At 61.5% G+C, this 16,090-nt stretch carries 20 protein-coding genes and 3 pseudogenes; 21 read left to right on the forward strand and 2 right to left on the reverse strand.

From position 1 onward, the window contains the following. Positions 1–8: 8 nt before the first annotated feature. The 12 genes and pseudogenes from AUC70_RS08020 (at position 9) to AUC70_RS08075 (ending at position 6,006) form a co-directional block, all read left to right on the forward strand. Positions 9–545 carry a hypothetical protein gene (locus tag AUC70_RS08020; protein ID WP_069444359.1) on the forward strand — a complete coding sequence of 179 codons (537 nt, stop codon included), beginning with the start codon at positions 9–11 and terminating at the stop codon, positions 543–545. Then, on the forward strand, positions 535–1,365 hold the full coding sequence (locus tag AUC70_RS08025) for a 4Fe4S-binding leucine-rich repeat protein (RefSeq protein ID WP_069444360.1): 831 nt from the start codon (positions 535–537) through the stop codon (positions 1,363–1,365). The genes AUC70_RS08020 and AUC70_RS08025 overlap by 11 nt, the downstream gene beginning before the upstream one ends. After that, positions 1,362–1,694, forward strand: a complete 333-nt coding sequence (locus AUC70_RS08030; RefSeq protein ID WP_069444361.1) for a nitrogen fixation protein NifZ — start codon at positions 1,362–1,364, stop codon at positions 1,692–1,694. Before AUC70_RS08025 ends, AUC70_RS08030 begins: the two co-directional genes overlap by 4 nt. A 59-nt stretch (positions 1,695–1,753) precedes the next feature. Next, complete coding sequence (locus AUC70_RS08035; protein WP_069444628.1) at positions 1,754–1,999, forward strand: nitrogen fixation protein NifZ; 246 nt, start codon at positions 1,754–1,756, stop codon at positions 1,997–1,999. Positions 2,000–2,033: 34 nt separating this feature from the next. Further along, a pseudogene (gene nifT, locus AUC70_RS08040) lies at positions 2,034–2,242 on the forward strand (putative nitrogen fixation protein NifT). A 2-nt stretch (positions 2,243–2,244) separates the two neighbouring features. Continuing rightward, entirely contained in the window at positions 2,245–2,517 is a 273-nt protein-coding gene (locus AUC70_RS08045) for a hypothetical protein (protein ID WP_069444362.1), read from the forward strand. Continuing rightward, complete coding sequence (locus AUC70_RS08050) at positions 2,514–3,665, forward strand: DegT/DnrJ/EryC1/StrS family aminotransferase (RefSeq protein WP_083241401.1); 1,152 nt, start codon at positions 2,514–2,516, stop codon at positions 3,663–3,665. The genes AUC70_RS08045 and AUC70_RS08050 overlap by 4 nt, the downstream gene beginning before the upstream one ends. Positions 3,666–3,680: 15 nt before the next feature. Further along, positions 3,681–3,984 (forward strand): annotated as a pseudogene (locus tag AUC70_RS08055) (2Fe-2S iron-sulfur cluster-binding protein). A 20-nt stretch (positions 3,985–4,004) separates the two neighbouring features. Then, entirely contained in the window at positions 4,005–4,271 is a 267-nt protein-coding gene (locus tag AUC70_RS08060; RefSeq protein WP_425283587.1) for a hypothetical protein, read from the forward strand. Positions 4,272–4,300: 29 nt separating this feature from the next. Next, a pseudogene (locus tag AUC70_RS08065) lies at positions 4,301–5,227 on the forward strand (SIR2 family protein). A gap of 18 nt (positions 5,228–5,245) precedes the next feature. Next, on the forward strand, positions 5,246–5,734 hold the full coding sequence (locus tag AUC70_RS08070; protein ID WP_069444364.1) for a hypothetical protein: 489 nt from the start codon (positions 5,246–5,248) through the stop codon (positions 5,732–5,734). Positions 5,735–5,760: 26 nt separating this feature from the next. After that, entirely contained in the window at positions 5,761–6,006 is a 246-nt protein-coding gene (locus AUC70_RS08075; RefSeq protein WP_069444630.1) for a hypothetical protein, read from the forward strand. 12 nt (positions 6,007–6,018) lie between these two features. Here AUC70_RS08075 and AUC70_RS08080 read toward each other — a convergent pair whose 3' ends face one another. Further along, positions 6,019–6,504: a tetratricopeptide repeat protein gene (locus AUC70_RS08080; RefSeq protein WP_069444365.1), complete on the reverse strand. Its 486-nt coding sequence runs from the start codon at positions 6,502–6,504 to the stop codon at positions 6,019–6,021. Beyond that, on the reverse strand, positions 6,501–6,929 hold the full coding sequence (locus tag AUC70_RS08085) for a response regulator (RefSeq protein WP_069444366.1): 429 nt from the start codon (positions 6,927–6,929) through the stop codon (positions 6,501–6,503). Before AUC70_RS08085 ends, AUC70_RS08080 begins: the two co-directional genes overlap by 4 nt. Positions 6,930–7,382: 453 nt before the next feature. Between AUC70_RS08085 and nifH the strand changes: the two genes are divergently transcribed. The 9 genes from nifH (at position 7,383) to fdxB (ending at position 16,085) form a co-directional block, all read left to right on the forward strand. Next, positions 7,383–8,270: a nitrogenase iron protein gene (gene nifH, locus AUC70_RS08090; protein WP_069444367.1), complete on the forward strand. Its 888-nt coding sequence runs from the start codon at positions 7,383–7,385 to the stop codon at positions 8,268–8,270. 83 nt (positions 8,271–8,353) lie between these two features. Then, complete coding sequence (gene nifD, locus AUC70_RS08095; RefSeq protein WP_069444368.1) at positions 8,354–9,820, forward strand: nitrogenase molybdenum-iron protein alpha chain; 1,467 nt, start codon at positions 8,354–8,356, stop codon at positions 9,818–9,820. Positions 9,821–9,895: 75 nt separating this feature from the next. Beyond that, positions 9,896–11,455, forward strand: a complete 1,560-nt coding sequence (gene nifK, locus AUC70_RS08100) for a nitrogenase molybdenum-iron protein subunit beta (protein WP_069444369.1) — start codon at positions 9,896–9,898, stop codon at positions 11,453–11,455. Between the two features lie 42 nt (positions 11,456–11,497). Then, positions 11,498–13,162: a nitrogenase iron-molybdenum cofactor biosynthesis protein NifE gene (gene nifE / locus AUC70_RS08105; RefSeq protein ID WP_069444370.1), complete on the forward strand. Its 1,665-nt coding sequence runs from the start codon at positions 11,498–11,500 to the stop codon at positions 13,160–13,162. A gap of 6 nt (positions 13,163–13,168) precedes the next feature. Then, a complete protein-coding gene (gene nifN / locus AUC70_RS08110) occupies positions 13,169–14,542 on the forward strand; it encodes a nitrogenase iron-molybdenum cofactor biosynthesis protein NifN (protein ID WP_069444371.1) in 1,374 nt (457 codons plus the stop codon). Positions 14,543–14,588: 46 nt separating this feature from the next. After that, positions 14,589–14,999, forward strand: coding sequence for a nitrogen fixation protein NifX (gene nifX, locus AUC70_RS08115; protein WP_069444631.1), 411 nt, complete (start codon positions 14,589–14,591; stop codon positions 14,997–14,999). Beyond that, positions 14,992–15,492, forward strand: a complete 501-nt coding sequence (locus AUC70_RS08120; protein WP_069444372.1) for a NifX-associated nitrogen fixation protein — start codon at positions 14,992–14,994, stop codon at positions 15,490–15,492. The genes nifX and AUC70_RS08120 overlap by 8 nt, the downstream gene beginning before the upstream one ends. 33 nt (positions 15,493–15,525) lie before the next feature. After that, positions 15,526–15,732, forward strand: a complete 207-nt coding sequence (locus AUC70_RS08125; protein WP_069444373.1) for a CCE_0567 family metalloprotein — start codon at positions 15,526–15,528, stop codon at positions 15,730–15,732. 41 nt (positions 15,733–15,773) lie between these two features. Next, positions 15,774–16,085: a ferredoxin III, nif-specific gene (fdxB, locus tag AUC70_RS08130; protein ID WP_069444374.1), complete on the forward strand. Its 312-nt coding sequence runs from the start codon at positions 15,774–15,776 to the stop codon at positions 16,083–16,085. The last annotated feature ends 5 nt before the right edge of the window (positions 16,086–16,090 follow it).

The raw sequence follows: 16,090 nt of genomic DNA on the forward strand, positions 1-16,090 counted from the left end.
GCAGGGCGATGTCGGCGGTTCAGACCGGAGATTTGGCGGATTTCGCTCTCGACGTCACGGCGGCCGAGGCCGTTCTGGGCGGCGGGTTGCCCGCGGAAGCCGAGCAGCACCTGAACTTGGCCGGCCTCGCCTACCAAGACGACGCCCTGGCGGAGCAGCACTTGCGCGAGGCGCAATCGCTGGCGCCGGAGCACGTCGCCGTGCTGATCGGGCTCTATCGGTTCTACTTCTACAAGGGCCGTTTGGCCGACGCGCTGGGAATAGCCGAGATCTGTCTCAACAAGGCCGCCCGCGCCAACGAGCTGCCGCTCGACTGGCAGGCCGTGCGTCCCGGCGATGCGGACTTTTCCAGCTTCGAGGCGATCCTGCCGCGCTTCTATCTCTTCACGCTCAAGGGCTGCGCCTATCTGCACATGCGCCTTGGCGACACGGACGCGGGGCGCGAGATCGTCGACAAACTGCTTGAACTCGATCCGAGCGACAAGCTCGGCGCGCACGTCTTGCTGGGTGTGCTTGAGCGGATGGGGCAGGGCGATGACGACTGACATCCAAGAGACCCTGGATTGGCAAGGCCAAGAGATCGACTGCGGCGCTTGCGCTCATGAGGCCCTTCGCAGCGAGGACAAATGCGAGCCTCGGAAGGCCTGCGTCCAAGACCGTTACGCGCGCCGGATCGACCGCTTCTTCGATCAGAACCCGTCGCTCGCGGACGGCTACCTCGCCCATCCCTATTTCGAACTTCGGGCCGTGGCCGCGAAACACGCAACGGTCTTCAGACTGCCCCCGCTGCTGAAGGATTCCGAGGAGACCGTGCGCTGGAGCGCGGTGCGGCGCTTGCCCTACCGCTACCTGCTCGAGCTTCGGACCGATCCTCATCGAGAGGTTCGCATTCGGATCGCTCTAACGCTGAACGACGACGATCTGCCCTCGATGATGTACGACCCGGACTACTACGTTCGCACGGTCGTGGCCCGGCGTATCTCGCCGAAACACCTCACCTCGATGATGCACGACAGCGAGGCGGCCGTCCGCCGTGTCGTCGTCAGCCGTGTCGAGGAACGGTTCTTGATGCAGATGGCCAATGATGCGGAACCGAGTGTGCGCCTCGAAGCCGCGCGCCGGCTGACGCCCCGTCAACTCGTTCTCCTTCGCCGCGATCCGGATTGGCGCGTTCGCTTCCACGTGGCGAGCAATATCGAGGGAGAAGCGCTCGCGGCGATGCTGGACGACAGCGATCCCGTGGTCCGGCAGCTCGTCTATGCCCGTCTCGCGCGCCCGGACAACGGTGCCGTCACGGAGGATGAGGCAACCGAAATACTGAATGCCGAAAGTCCGAAGGACGAAATGCTGGAGCGTACGTCATGACGAATATCAGCCGTGACAGCAGCGTGGTCGAGATCAATGACCCACCGACATTCAGCTACGGCGAGCGTGTGCGCTCCAGACGGACGATCCGCAACGACGGCACGTTTCCCGGCAAAGACATCGGCGAAATTCTCGCGAAGAAGGGCGAGGAGGGCTACGTCACCTCGATCGGAACCTTCCTCCAGCAGTTCTACATCTACGGCGTCGAGTTCATGGAAACGGGCTACCGGGTCGGCATGAAGCGGAAGGAGCTCGAGTCCGTCGACAACCCGATCGAGCCGCCGAAGCCCAAAACCACGAACAAGACGAAATCGGAGGACGTAACGTGAGCGACCAGGACGCGACCGAACAGTCAGAAAATGCCGCCGCCCCCGAAGCGCGTGCGCCGATGATCGAACCGCGCCTCCCCAAATACGACTGGGGGCAACGTGTTCAGGCGACGGAAAACCTCGTCAATGACGGCAGCTATCCGGACAAGGCGCCCGATGCGCTCCTGGTGAGCGCCGGCGAGAACGGTGAAATCGTTCAGGTCGGCCGGCATGAGGAATCGAACACGCCTGTCTATCTCGTCGAGTTTTCACCCGACCGCGTAGTCGGCTGCCTCGAAGAAGAAATCGTGCCGGTCGAGGCATGACGGATACAACCAAACAGAATAGGAGCGCCAACCCGTGAAGGTCATGATCCGCAAGGACTACGAAGCAAACTCTCAGCCTACGTCGCGAAGAAGGATCTCGAAGAGCCGATCGTCGCCATGGAGAAGCCCGACATGTGGGGCGGCACGGTGACGCTCGCCAATGGCTGGGAGCTCGAACTGCCCGCCATGGCGCCGGACACGTCCCTGCCGATCACGGTGAACGCAAGGCGGCTTAGTCAGTAACCATGGTCCTCGCTCCCGACGATATCGTGGCGATTGAAGGCTTGCTTGGCCAGGCGAAAGGCGAACCCGGCGCGGTCGATGCCGTGCGCGCGCAGTTTCCCGATCTGTCCATGACACGCTGCGATCAGTCCGACGTCGATGCGGAAGATCCCTTCCGGGAGTATCCGGACTTCAACCTCTATCTCGTCGACGGCACAGACCATTGCTGGCGTCTGACCGCGGATCCGTCCGCCGCGACCGGGATCGTCATTGCGAAGAAGTGGGGACAGTCGTGAAGCCAACCGACATTCCTCTGTCCGATCCCGACATCACCACGGCGGAACTCGAAGCGCTCAACGCTGTCTTGTCGTCGCCGCAGCTCTCGTCGGGTCCTGCTGTCGAAGCCTTCGAAGCGGCCTTCGCCGAATATACAGGCCGCAATTACGCGGTCGCCACCGCTAGCGGACGTCTCGCTATGATCTTGGCGCTCTACGCCCATGGAGTGGGGCCGGGCCAAGAGGTGATTGCTTCACCGTTCTCCTGGCGGGAGACGGCGGCGGCGATCGCGCACACGGGCGCCAACACAGTCTTCGCCGACATCGACTATTGGTCGGGTACGATCACGCCGGGCAAGGTTTCCAAGGCGGTCAACGCCAGCACCTACGCGATTGTCGCCGCAAACACGAACGGCCACCCGGCCGCGTGGACGGAACTGCGGGAGATCGCGAAGGAGTACGGCCTCGTACTCATCGAGGATTCCACCGAGGCCATCGGCTCCGTCTACAAGGGCGAGAAGGTCGGCAGCTTCGGCGATTGCGCGGTGTTCGATTTCTCCCAGCCCGGTCCGCTCATTTGCGGCGAGGGCGGGATGGTCGTGACGGACGATCCGGACATTGCTTCCGCACTGCGGCGCTACCGCTCCCATGCACCCGACGAGCGAAGCTCCGTGGTGATCGGCGGCACGCCGGCCCTCGGTGCAGGGATGAGCGATTTGGCCGCGGCGCTCGGGCTCGCGCAGCTCAATCGCATCGAGGAGATCCTCGAACGGCGCAAGCGCATCGAGCATTGGTATGCGAAGTCCGTGCAGACCTTCGAGGGAATCAAGCCGCCTTATGTGGGCCCTGACGTGGACGAGGTGCACTGGTTCCTGTTTCTCGTCCACCTCGGCACGCGCTTCACACGTTCAAGCTGCGAGGCCATTGTCGAGGACCTGCGCACCGAGAACGTCGAAGCGGCTATCTACAGCAGTCCGCTGCATCTGCAGCGCTACTATCTCGACAAGGGCTACCGCAAGGGCGACTTCTTCGTGACGGAGAAAGTCGCAGACCGTGCCGTAGCTCTGCCGTTCCATATCCATTTAACCGAAGAGCAGATCAGCTTCCTCGTTTCGACGATGAAGGACGCGTCCATCAATGTGGGCGCGGGCGCTGCGATTTACCTGTGAGAGAAGGGCTGGGCAATGCCAACACTGACCATCATGCCGTCAGGAAGACTATCGAAGCAAATGAGGCGCAACTGTTCTCGAAGTGCTGCTCGGCGCCGGTGAGCCGATCAACCACAAATGCGATGGAAAGGCCGAATGCGGCTCCTGTCACATCTTCGTGCAGGAAGGCCGCAAGGGCATTTCCCGGATGACCCCTGAAGAGAACGCCAAGCTCGATACGATTATCGGTGTCGGCTCCAAGTCGCGACTGGCCTGCCAGATCACGCTGGGGACCGAGCCGGTGACGGTGGAGCTGCTTGGCGAGTTTTCGGGATTCTAAAAGAAGAGGAGCCTAGAGCCATGGCTAAGGAAGAGAAGACAGAGACGGACGAGGCCGCGGAAGCGGCGCCGGCCAAACCGGCTGTCACGATGATCCACGTGCGGTTCTCTGCCGACGGCAGCGTGAGCGAAATCGGTGAGCGCCCAACGGGCCTCACGCCGCAGGACTGGTTCAACCGGTTGAGCGACAAGGCGGGCACGAAATTCCAGCCGCTCTCGGGCGGGCGGGGCATTTTCCGTCTCCCGCCGGAAGAAGTCGAAGTGCTCAAGACGATGACTGCGAACTAGCATGACCGCGAACTAGAAAGGCGGACGAAATGTCGGCTGAACTGATCGATGAAATCCGCGCGGCCTTCGACGAAGGCCTCGCGATCCCGTATCTCGGACCTGGCGTGCTGGAACTGGCGGGAGACGCCTGCACCGTTCCAGCCTCACCGGGCGCGCTTGTCGCGCGGCTCACCGAGAAGGCCAGCGTGCCGCATAAGATTCGCGACAATCTGACGGCGGCGGCGCAGTTCATCGAAAACTTCAAGCACCGCAACACGGTGAAGGCCGCGATGACCGAAGCCTTCACCAGCGAGATGGAGCCGACGGATTTTCACCGCTATCTGGCGGCGCTACCGAGCTGCCGCTGCTGGTTCATGCCTGGTACGACGATCTCCCCAACAAAGCGCTGGCAAGCCGTTCCGAGCCTTTGGGGCACTGCCCAGGGGATCAGCCAGACGGAGCACTACGGCCATTGGATTCACTATTTCGAATCGGACGCTACGCTCCTGCCAAATCCGCCGGAAAGTAAGTTCAGCGTCGAGAGTTGCGCCCCGGCGATGGCGCCGGACGAAGTGAAGCGCTGGGCGACGCTGCTTTACGAACCGCTGGGATCGATCGCGCCGGCACAGAACTATCTCGTCTCGGATACGGACTTTGTCGAAGTGCTGACGGAGATCGACATTCAGACGCCGGTGCCCGAGCCCGTGCGCGACATCCGGAAGGGAAGGCATTTCCTATTCCTCGGATGCCGGTTCGGCAAACAGCTCGACCGGCTTTGGGCCCGGCAAGTTTCGAAGCGATCTTCCGACTTTCATTGGGCGGTGCTCCCGGGCGAGTTGACGAAGAACGAACTGCGCTTCCTCGAAGAGAAGAACATCAAGCGCATCGACATGACGCTCGAGGCGTTCGCCGAAGCGCTCATGGGAGGCGGCGCGAAGGTGGAAACCCAACAACCCGAAATGGCGCTTGGCGCCTAATCGTCCGGAGATGAGATCATGAGACTGGCTGAAGGTTTTGCGTCGGCGTCGCTCGACGAGTTGAAGGCGGCCCTCGATGGAGGATCGCTCGTTATCTATTCCACGGGGCGCCCGCCGCTGCCCGACCACGATGTCACCCGCAGCGGCGTACTTGCGACGTTCACGTTTGCGTCGCCCGCGTTCAGCGCCGACTCGAGCGGTGACGACGACGGCGTCGTAGTTCCCGCCTTTGCACAGGACTCCGTGGAGGCCGAGAATGTGGGCACGCCAAGTTTCGCACGGGCACTGAAGGCCGACGGCACCGTTGTGGCCGACTTCTCGGTCGGCCCCGGCAAGACCGAGGTCAAGCTCTCGGAAGTGTCTGCCACGGGCGGTCACCCGATAGCCGTCACCAGCATGCGCATGCCACTGCCGGCCGAAGAGGTCAGCTGGGAGAAGACCGGGTTTGGTCATGTCTACATGACCAGCGGTGACGACCCCCGCAGAAAGATGTCTGTCCGCGGCTAGCGCCAGGAGCAAGAAGGAGAGTGGACGTGTCCGGCGCGCTCGGGTTCTTCGTGGATTGGGACGGCAACCTGCGCAGTACGGCGGATCCCGGAGGCGGCTATCTGTGCGACGTCGATGGCGTCGCGCGCTATGTCGCCGTCACGACGAAGACCGGAACGCTCGTCCACGAAGCAACTCTGTATAGGACGCTGGATGCCGTCGCCAAAGCCGGGATCACCGCGAGCTTGGTCGACGGCTCCGTTCCTTGGGGCAAGAAATCCGAAGGTTTTTAAGTCCGACGGTTTCTAGAGACCGTCGGCCAGGTCCGCGATGACGGGCCAGCCGACGGTGCCGGCGGGATCGAGTATCGCCAGATGCTCGAGAATGGCGCACGCCCCGTCGCTCTCGCCGCGCCGGAGATAGATGAACGCCAGCGCCTTGAGCGTGTAGAGCGCAAAACGCCCGGCGCCGTCGGGAATTGGGTTCTGCGGCGTCCACATGCACCAGGCTTCGGGCCAGCCGGCTTGGCGTGCCGCTTCTCGCGTGCCGCATTCCGCGATGGCCTTCGCCTCGTCGAGACTGCCTTGATAGGTGTGGATCTTGTAGAGGCAGTAATAGACGGGCAGTGAGTCCGGCGCTGTCTCCAGCGCCTGCCGGAATACGCGGTCCGCCTCAGGCTTGTCGTGGCGATAGGCCACGACACCTTCCTGCAGAAGCGCATCGATCGTTTCGGGCAGGGGCCCGAAATCGATCCCATCCCCGCCGCCGAGAACCTCCGCTGCAGCGCTCACTTCAGCAGGTCCAGCGGAACCATCGGCAATTCGCGCCGCCCCAGCACGACGTCGACCTTGAAGCGTACGCCCTCGATCGTGAGCGGCTTGGGGATGATGCCGGCGGCGCCGGCGTCCAGTGTGGCCTTGGCCGTCGGATTGTCGGCGCTTTCCGCGATCAGCACGACCTGGGCGCCGGGGACCTTGTCTTTGATGTCGCCCAGCACATCCGCGCCCTGTTGCTCGACAATGTCCTGGCCGAGAAGGATCAGGTCCGGTCTCCACTCACAGGCCTTTTCATAGGCTTGGTCGAGAGTTGCAAGCTCATGCGTCTCGTTCTCGTCATGCAGCATGAACTGCAGGGCTGCGCGAACGATCTCGTCGTCGACGACAACGAAGATCCTCTTGTTCTCGACGGACCGGGCCGTCTCAACACCGATTTGCATGTTGTCTCCCACACCTTTGTTGGCGGGGAGAAAGAAGCAAATTCCGTACCGCCGCAGCGTCAGATCGTGGGCTCAGACCGATTTGCTTGAAAGGGCAGGTCTTCCAGCTCCGAACCGATGCAGAGCGCGAATTTCAGTTGTTCCAATCCCGACAGACCAAGAGGGGGATGTCCGGCGATCCGGCCCTGATGTCGGGTTCGGTACATGCCTCGGATCAGGGGCGGAACTTCACGCATAACCCTGATTTAGAACGGTTATTAGCGCCAGAACGGGTTTGGCACACCCGTTGCACCAGTGATCGGTGCAAGGCGAGTGGTTGCTGGCAAAGCGGCCCGGAGCAAAGTCCGCAAGCTGCGCGCCGCGCGACAGAGTCAATGGAGACGACAGGCTACCCCGCGACCGGTGCAGGTGCATCGGTCCAACGGCAAACGCTTACGAAGGAGATTATCGACCATGTCACTGCGGCAAATCGCATTCTACGGCAAAGGTGGTATCGGCAAGTCCACGACTTCCCAGAACACCCTCGCCGCTCTGGCCGAGCTGGGTCATCGCATTCTGATTGTTGGTTGCGACCCCAAGGCCGACTCGACGCGCCTGATGCTTCACGCCAAGGCGCAAGACACGATCCTGAGCCTCGCAGCCCAAGAGGGCAGCGTCGAGGATCTCGAGATCGAAGACGTGATGAAGATCGGTTACAAGGACATCAAGTGTGTTGAGTCCGGTGGCCCGGAGCCGGGTGTCGGCTGCGCCGGCCGCGGCGTCATCACCTCGATCAACTTCCTGGAAGAGAACGGCGCTTACGAGGACATCGACTATGTGTCCTACGACGTGCTGGGCGACGTGGTGTGCGGCGGCTTCGCCATGCCCATTCGCGAGAACAAGGCCCAGGAGATCTACATCGTGATGTCCGGTGAGATGATGGCCATGTACGCGGCCAACAATATTTCGAAGGGCATTCTCAAATACGCCAACTCCGGCGGCGTCCGTCTCGGCGGCCTCGTTTGCAACGAGCGTCAGACCGACAAGGAGCTGGAGCTGGCCGAGACCCTGGCCAAGCGGCTTGGTACCGAGCTGATCTACTTTGTGCCGCGCGACAACATCGTGCAGCACGCTGAGCTGCGGCGCATGACCGTCATCGAGTATGCGCCAGAATCTGAGCAGGCCCAGCACTATCGCAACCTCGCGAAGAAGATCGACGCCAATGCGGGCAAGGGCATCATCCCGACCCCGATCACGATGGACGAGCTCGAGGACATCCTCATGGAGCACGGCATCATGAAGTCGGTCGACGAGAGCCAGGTCGGCCTGACCGCCGCTGAACTCGAAGCAGCGAGCGCCTAATCAGAAAACCAGCGTACCGGTCCCTCCCGTCGCGGAGGGGCCGGTGCCCCCGATCAACATTCTAGACGAGATGAGGTAGCGCCATGAGCTTGGCGACAGCTGAGAAGCTTGAAGACATCAAAGCGAGAAACAAGGAACTGGTCGACGAGGTCTTGGAGGCTTACCCCGCGAAAGCGAAGAAGAAGCGCGCCAAGCACCTCAACCAGTTCGATGAAGGAAAACCCGATTGCGGCGTGAAGTCGAACGTCAAGTCGATCCCCGGCGTCATGACCATTCGCGGTTGCGCCTATGCCGGGTCCAAGGGCGTGGTGTGGGGTCCGATCAAGGACATGATCCATATCAGCCACGGTCCGGTCGGCTGCGGCCAGTACTCCTGGGCGGCCCGCCGGAACTACTATATCGGCACGACCGGCATCGACACGTTCGTGACGATGCAGTTCACTTCCGACTTCCAGGAAAAGGACATCGTCTTCGGCGGCGACAAGAAGCTTGCCAAGATCATGGACGAGATCCAGGAACTGTTCCCGCTCAACAAGGGCATCACGGTTCAGTCCGAATGCCCGATCGGTCTGATCGGCGACGACATCGAGGCCGTCTCGAAGTCGAAGTCCAAGGAGTATGACGGCAAGACCATCGTCCCCGTCCGCTGCGAGGGCTTCCGCGGCGTGTCCCAGTCGCTCGGTCACCACATCGCCAACGACGCAGTTCGCGATTGGGTCTTCGACAAGGCGGGCGACAAGCCGGCCAAGTTCGAGTCGACCCCTTACGACGTTGCGATCATCGGCGACTACAATATCGGCGGCGATGCGTGGTCCTCGCGCATCCTTCTCGAAGAAATGGGCCTGCGGGTGATCGCTCAGTGGTCCGGCGACGGTTCGATCGCCGAACTGGAAGCCACGCCCAAGGCCAAGCTGAACGTTCTCCACTGCTACCGGTCGATGAATTACATCTCCCGGCACATGGAAGAGAAGTTCGGCATTCCGTGGGTCGAGTATAACTTCTTCGGTCCCTCCAAGATCGCCGAGAGCCTGCGCAAGATCGCCAGCCATTTCGACGACAAGATCAAGGAAGGCGCCGAGCGCGTCATCGCCAAGTATCAGGCGCTGATGGACGACGTCATCGCCAAGTACCGTCCGCGCCTCGAAGGCAAGAAGGTCATGCTGTTCGTCGGCGGCTTGCGCCCGCGGCACGTGATCGGTGCCTACGAAGACCTCGGTATGGAAGTCGTCGGCACGGGCTACGAGTTCGGGCACAACGACGATTATCAGCGGACCACGCACTACGTGAAGGACGGCACGCTGATCTACGACGACGTCACGGGCTACGAGTTCGAGAAGTTCGTCGAGAAGATCGAGCCTGACCTGGTCGGGTCGGGCATCAAGGAAAAGTACGTCTTCCAGAAAATGGGTGTGCCGTTCCGGCAGATGCACTCTTGGGACTATTCCGGCCCGTATCATGGCTATGACGGCTTTGCCATCTTCGCCCGCGATATGGACATGGCCATCAACGCGCCCGTCTGGAAGCTGGCCCAAACCCCTTGGAAGAACTGAACCGATTAGCCTCTCCTGCTTCGGCACGGCCGGAGCGGGAGACCCTAACAGCGCACCCGCGCAAGGACAGATGTCATGACCCAGAACGCTGAAAACGTCCTTGACCACTTCGACCTGTTCCGGCAGCCCGAATACAAGGAGATGCTGAAGAACAAGAAGGAGAAGTTCGAGGACCCCCATCCCGAGGCGGAAGTTGAGAAGATCCGCGAGTGGACGAAGACCCCTGAGTACCAGGAGAAGAACTTTGCCCGCGAGGCCCTGACGGTCAATCCGGCCAAGGCCTGCCAGCCGCTCGGCGCCGTGTTCGCCGCCGTTGGCTTCGAAGGAACCATTCCCTTCGTGCACGGCAGCCAAGGTTGCGTCGCCTACTACCGCAGCCATTTCTCCCGTCACTTCAAGGAGCCGAGTTCCTGCGTGTCGTCATCCATGACGGAGGACGCGGCAGTCTTCGGTGGCCTCAACAACATGGTCGACGGCCTCGCGAACACCTATTCGCTCTACGAGCCGAAGATGATCTCGGTGTCCACGACCTGCATGGCCGAGGTGATCGGTGACGACCTCAACGCGTTCATCAAGAACGCGAAGGAGAAGGGCTCCGTCCCCGAGGAGTTCGACGTGCCGTTCGCGCATACGCCGGCCTTCGTCGGTAGCCACATCACCGGCTACGACAACGTCATGAAGGGCATCTTCGAGCATTTCTGGGACGGCAAAGCCGGCACCACGGAGAAGCTCGAGCGCAAGCCCAATGGCAGCATCAACTTCATCGGTGGGTTCGACGGCTACACGGTCGGCAATCTGCGCGAGATCAAGCGCATCTTCGACGTGATGGGTGTCGAGTACACCATTCTCGGTGACAACAGCGACGTCTGGGATACTCCGACCGACGGTGAGTTCCGCATGTATGACGGCGGCACCACGCTCGAGGAAGCAGCCGAGTCCCTTCATGCGAAGGCCACGATCTCCATGCAGCACTTCTGCACGGAGAAGACGCTGCCCTTCATCAAAGGCCATGGCCAGGAAGTCGTGTCCTTCAACCATCCGGTTGGCGTGGCTGGCACCGATAAGTTCCTGATGGAAGTCTCCCGCCTGACGGGCAAGGAGATCCCCGAGGAACTGGCCAAGGAACGTGGCCGCCTGGTGGATGCCATCGGCGATTCCTCCGCGCATATCCACGGTAAGAAGTTCGCGATCTACGGCGATCCGGACCTGTGCCTCGGCCTCGCCGGCTTCCTCTTGGAACTCGGCGCGGAGCCGACCCACATCCTTGCCACAAACGGCAGCAAGGGCTGGGCGAAGAAGGTGCAGGAGCTGCTCGACAGTTCGCCATACGGTGCCAACTGCCATGTCTATGCCGGCAAGGATCTGTGGCACATGCGGTCGCTGCTCTTCACCGAGCCGGTGGATTTCCTGATCGGCAACACCTACGGGAAATATCTCGAGCGCGACACGGGCACGCCCCTGATCCGCATCGGCTTCCCGGTGTTCGATCGTCACCACCACCATCGCCGTCCCGTCTGGGGCTACCAGGGTGGCATGAATGTTCTGATTACGATTCTCGACAAGATCTTCGACGAGATCGACCGGAACACGAATGTTCCCGCCAAGTCCGACTTCAGCTTCGATATCATCCGTTAGCGGAGCGATTTGGGACGTAACTGAAACGGCGAGGGAAAAACGATGAGCTCTTTGGCGAACAAGGTGCAGGACGTCTTCAACGAACCTGGCTGTGCCAAGAATCAGGGCAAGTCGGATAAGGAACGCAAAAAGGGCTGCACCAAGCAGCTCCAGCCTGGAGGCGCAGCCGGCGGCTGCGCCTTCGACGGCGCCAAAATTGCGCTCCAGCCCATCACCGATGTCGCGCATTTGGTGCATGGGCCCATCGCTTGCGAAGGCAACTCATGGGACAATAGAGGCGCGAAATCGTCCGGTTCGCGCCTCTACCGCACCAGCTTCACGACCGACATCAACGAGACCGACGTGGTCTTCGGCGGCGAGAAGCATCTCTTCAAGTCCATCAAGGAAATTCTCGACAAGTACGACCCGCCGGCCGTGTTCGTGTACCAGACCTGCGTGCCCGCCATGATCGGGGACGACATCGGCGCCGTGTGCAAGGCGGCGACGGAGAAGTTCGGCAAGCCGATTGTGCCTGTGATCTCGCCGGGCTTCGTGGGGCCGAAGAACCTCGGCAACAAGCTCGCCGGCGAAGCCTTGCTCGATCACGTGATCGGCACGGAAGAGCCCGAATACACCACCCCGTACGACATCAACATTATCGGCGAATACAACCTCGCGGGCGAGCTCTGGCAGGTGAAGCCGCTGCTCGACGAATTGGGCATCCGCATCCTCTCGTGCATTTCGGGAGACGCGAAGTATCACGAGGTCGCCAGCTCCCACCGGGCCAAGGCCGCGATGATGGTCTGCTCCAAGGCCATGATCAACATCGCCCGCAAGATGGAAGAGCGTTACGACATCCCGTTCTTCGAGGGTTCGTTCTACGGCATTGGCGACATGAGCGACTCGCTGCGCGAGATTGCGCGGCTCCTGATCGAAAAGGGCGCCGACCCCGAGCTCATGGATCGCACAGAGGCCGTCATCCAACGCGAGGAAGCGCGCGCGTGGGAGCGCATCGCGCCCTATAAAGAGCGCCTCACAGGCAAGAAGGTTCTTCTCATTACCGGCGGCGTCAAATCCTGGTCCGTCGTCGCGGCGCTGCAGGAAGCCGGGTTGGAACTTGTCGGCACCTCGGTGAAGAAGTCCACCAAGGAGGACAAGGAGAAGATCAAGGAACTCATGGGGCAGGACGCCCACATGATCGAAGACATGACGCCGCGCGAGATGTTCAAGATGTTGAGCGACGCGCAGGCCGACATCATGCTCTCCGGCGGCCGCTCCCAATTCATCGCGCTCAAGGCGAAGATGCCCTGGCTCGATATCAACCAGGAACGCCATCACGCGTTTGCCGGCTACGAAGGCATGGTCGATCTGGTCAGTGAGATCGACAAGGCGCTGTACAATCCCATTTGGGACCAGGTGCGCAGGGCCGCGCCCTGGGACGACGGCGAGGAGAGCTGGGAAAGCCGCGCGCTGGCCGAAGCCGAGGCGGAGGCCGCCGCCATTGCCGCAGATCCGGTGCTCGCCGAGGAGAAGCGGCGCGGTACCCAAATCTGCAACTGCAAGATCGTCGATACGGGAACGATCGAGGACGCCATCAAGGCGGACCATCTGACGACAGTTGACCAGGTCACGGCGGTCACCACTGCCGGCGGCGGTTGCGGCGGCTGCCACGAACGTATTGCCGGAATTCTCGCGGGGCTGACCGCGGACAAGGCGGAGGCCGCGTAAAGCGTCATGGCTGAAGTCCGCAACTCCAAGAAGGCCTGTACGGTCAACGCGCTCAAGATGAGCCAGCCCATCGGCGGCGCGCTCGCCTTCATGGGCCTCAATGGCGCCATGCCGCTGCTACACGGCAGCCAGGGGTGTACCTCGTTCGGCCTGGTGCTGTTCGTGCGCCATTTCCGCGAAGCCATTCCCATGCAGACGACCGCGATGAGCGAGGTAGCGACGGTGTTGGGCGGGCTCGACAATGTCGAGCAAGCCATCGTCAATATCGCCAAGCGCACCAAGCCCGAAATCATCGGGATCTGCTCGACGGGTGTCACCGAGACCAAGGGCGACGATGTCGACGGTTACATCAAGCTCATTCGCGACAAGCACCCGGAGCTCGACGACATCGCGATCGTCTATGTCTCGACTCCCGACTTCAAGGACGCGTTCCAAGATGGCTGGGCGCGCACCGTCACGCGGATCATCGACGAGATCGTCGAGACCGCGGCGCCCGAAGCACAGCGTTCCGACAGGCGCATCAATGTGCTGCCGGGCTGCCATTTGACCCCCGGGGACCTCTACGAAATTCGCGACATCATCGAGTCCTTCGGATTGGAGCCGATGTTCCTGCCGGATCTGTCGGGCTCTGTCGATGGACGCATCCCGGACGAATTCACGCCCACGACGCTTGGCGGGATCACGGTCAAGGACGTCGCAACGCTGGGATCGTCGGCCTGGACGATCGCCATCGGTGAACAGATGCGCCCGGCCGCGGAGGCCCTCGAAAAGAAGTCCGGCGTCCCGTTCACCCTCTACGACAGGCTGACAGGGCTCGCGCCCAACGACGATCTCATCGCCTTGCTGTCGCGGCTGAGCGCGAAGCCCGTGCCGCAGAAATGGCGGCGCCAACGCAGCCAGCTCGTGGACGCCATGCTGGATGGCCACTTCTTCTTCGGCAACAAGCGGATCGCCATCGGCGCCGAGCCGGATCTGCTCTGGGCCGTCGCGTCTTTCCTGACCGAGATGGGTTGCGACATCGAAGCGGCGGTGACGACGACGCACGGCCCGCTGCTCGAACAGATCGAGACGGATGAAGTCCTGATCGGCGACCTCGAAGATCTCGGAAAACGTGCCGAAGGCTGCGATCTGCTCATAACCCACAGCCATGGGCGGCAGGCTGCCGAGCGTTTGGATATTCCCTTCTTCCGCATGGGGCTTCCCATGTTCGATCGGCTGGGCGCCGCGCATCTAACCACGGTCGGCTATCGCGGCACGCGCGATCTCGTCTTCGACATTGGCAACATCTTCATAGCGAACGCGCACGAGCCCGATACGGAAACGTGGCGCCACACCGCAGAGGTTTCGGATGACACAAGTGAGGCGTTTGCGGCTCATTGAGAGGAGGTCGAGACTAGCCATGGAAGCGACGAAAGAGACCGGTACGTTGAAGGTTGCGTTCTCGACGCAAGACCTGAAGCACGTCGATGCGCATTTCGGCTGGGCGAAGAATCTCGCCATCCACGAGATCTCCGCGGATGGCCATCGCTTCATCGAGGCGATCCAGTTCGACGGCGACCTTCAGGAAGACGGGAACGAGGACAAGCTCCTTCCCAAGATCGAGGCCATCAAGGACTGCGCAATTCTGTATGTCGCCGCCATCGGCGGGTCGGGCGCGGCGCGGGTGGTCGCGAACAACATTCATCCCATCAAGGTCACGCAGTCCGAGGAGATCGACATGCTCCTCGACAAGCTCTGCGGCGTCCTTCAAGGCACGCCCCCGCCGTGGCTGCGCAAGGCGCTGCTCAAGGGCAAGGAACGGACATTCGATTTCGAGGACGAGGTACAACATGGCTGAAGCCGCAGAAGTAATTGCTGAGACCGACGAGAGCGCAACTGCGCCCGAGCAGACGATCCCGACGGACTCGCCGTTCTTCCAGGAGCTCATCAAGCAGTGGCGGGCGCAGGACACCCATGGTGTCTGGGAAAGCAAGAGCGATCTCGAACTGCTCGAGCCCTATGTGCTCGACAAGGAGAAGCGCAAGCAGATCCCGATCATGGGCGATCCGGATCCGGAGACGTTGTGGCGGCTCGAGCTTTATTACAACGCCATCGGCCTCACGATCGAGCGCGAGACCGGGATCATGGTGTCGCCGATGATGAAGATGCATCACGAAGGTTTCGGACGGATGATCCTCGCCGCGGGGCGCCTGATCGTCATCAACAAACATTTGCGGGACGTACACCGCTTCGGGTTCCCCAGCTTCGAAAAGCTCGCCTCGGAAGGCGACAAAGCCGTGGCCTCCGCCGTGGAAATGATCGGCAAGTTTCCCGAGGTCGCGAACTATTAGGGACCGAACACGTAACGGAGAAAGGAAGTCGTTATGTCCGATGTCGAGGAACTCAAGACCAAGATCAAGAAGCTGTCGTCGCGTGCAGTCACCCAGAAAATGAACCTGCACGACCTCGCCGAGGATCTGCCGATCGACTGGACGAACATCATGTCCGTGGCGCAGCAGACCTACGACGCCTACGAGGCTCTCGAGGCGGCTCGCAAGGAACTGAAGGAGCAGGAAGCGCTCGCCTCGTAGCGGGGGAAGCCTCTCTCCACACCCAAGGAAGGGACGAAGCAATGTTCACAAGGCGAGACGGGAAGCCCTGGGAGCCCACCTATCTCACGGCGATCAATTCGGAAACCTGCATTGGGTGTGGGCGCTGTCACAAGGTTTGTGGCCGGGACGTCATGAATCTTCAGGGCATGACCGAAGACGGCGACCTCGTTCCCTTCGATCCGGAAGACGACGATGGCGACGACTACGATCGTCTCGTCATGGTGATGGAGAATCCGGGCAACTGCATCGGTTGCTCAGCCTGCAATCGGGTGTGTCCGAAGGATTGTCAGAGCTTCACGCCTGCGAGCGAGCTCGAATCCGCCGCGGCCTAGGGACA

Origin of the sequence: Methyloceanibacter stevinii, from assembly GCF_001723355.1 — a bacterium.
GTDB classification, from domain to species: domain Bacteria; phylum Pseudomonadota; class Alphaproteobacteria; order Rhizobiales; family Methyloligellaceae; genus Methyloceanibacter; species Methyloceanibacter stevinii.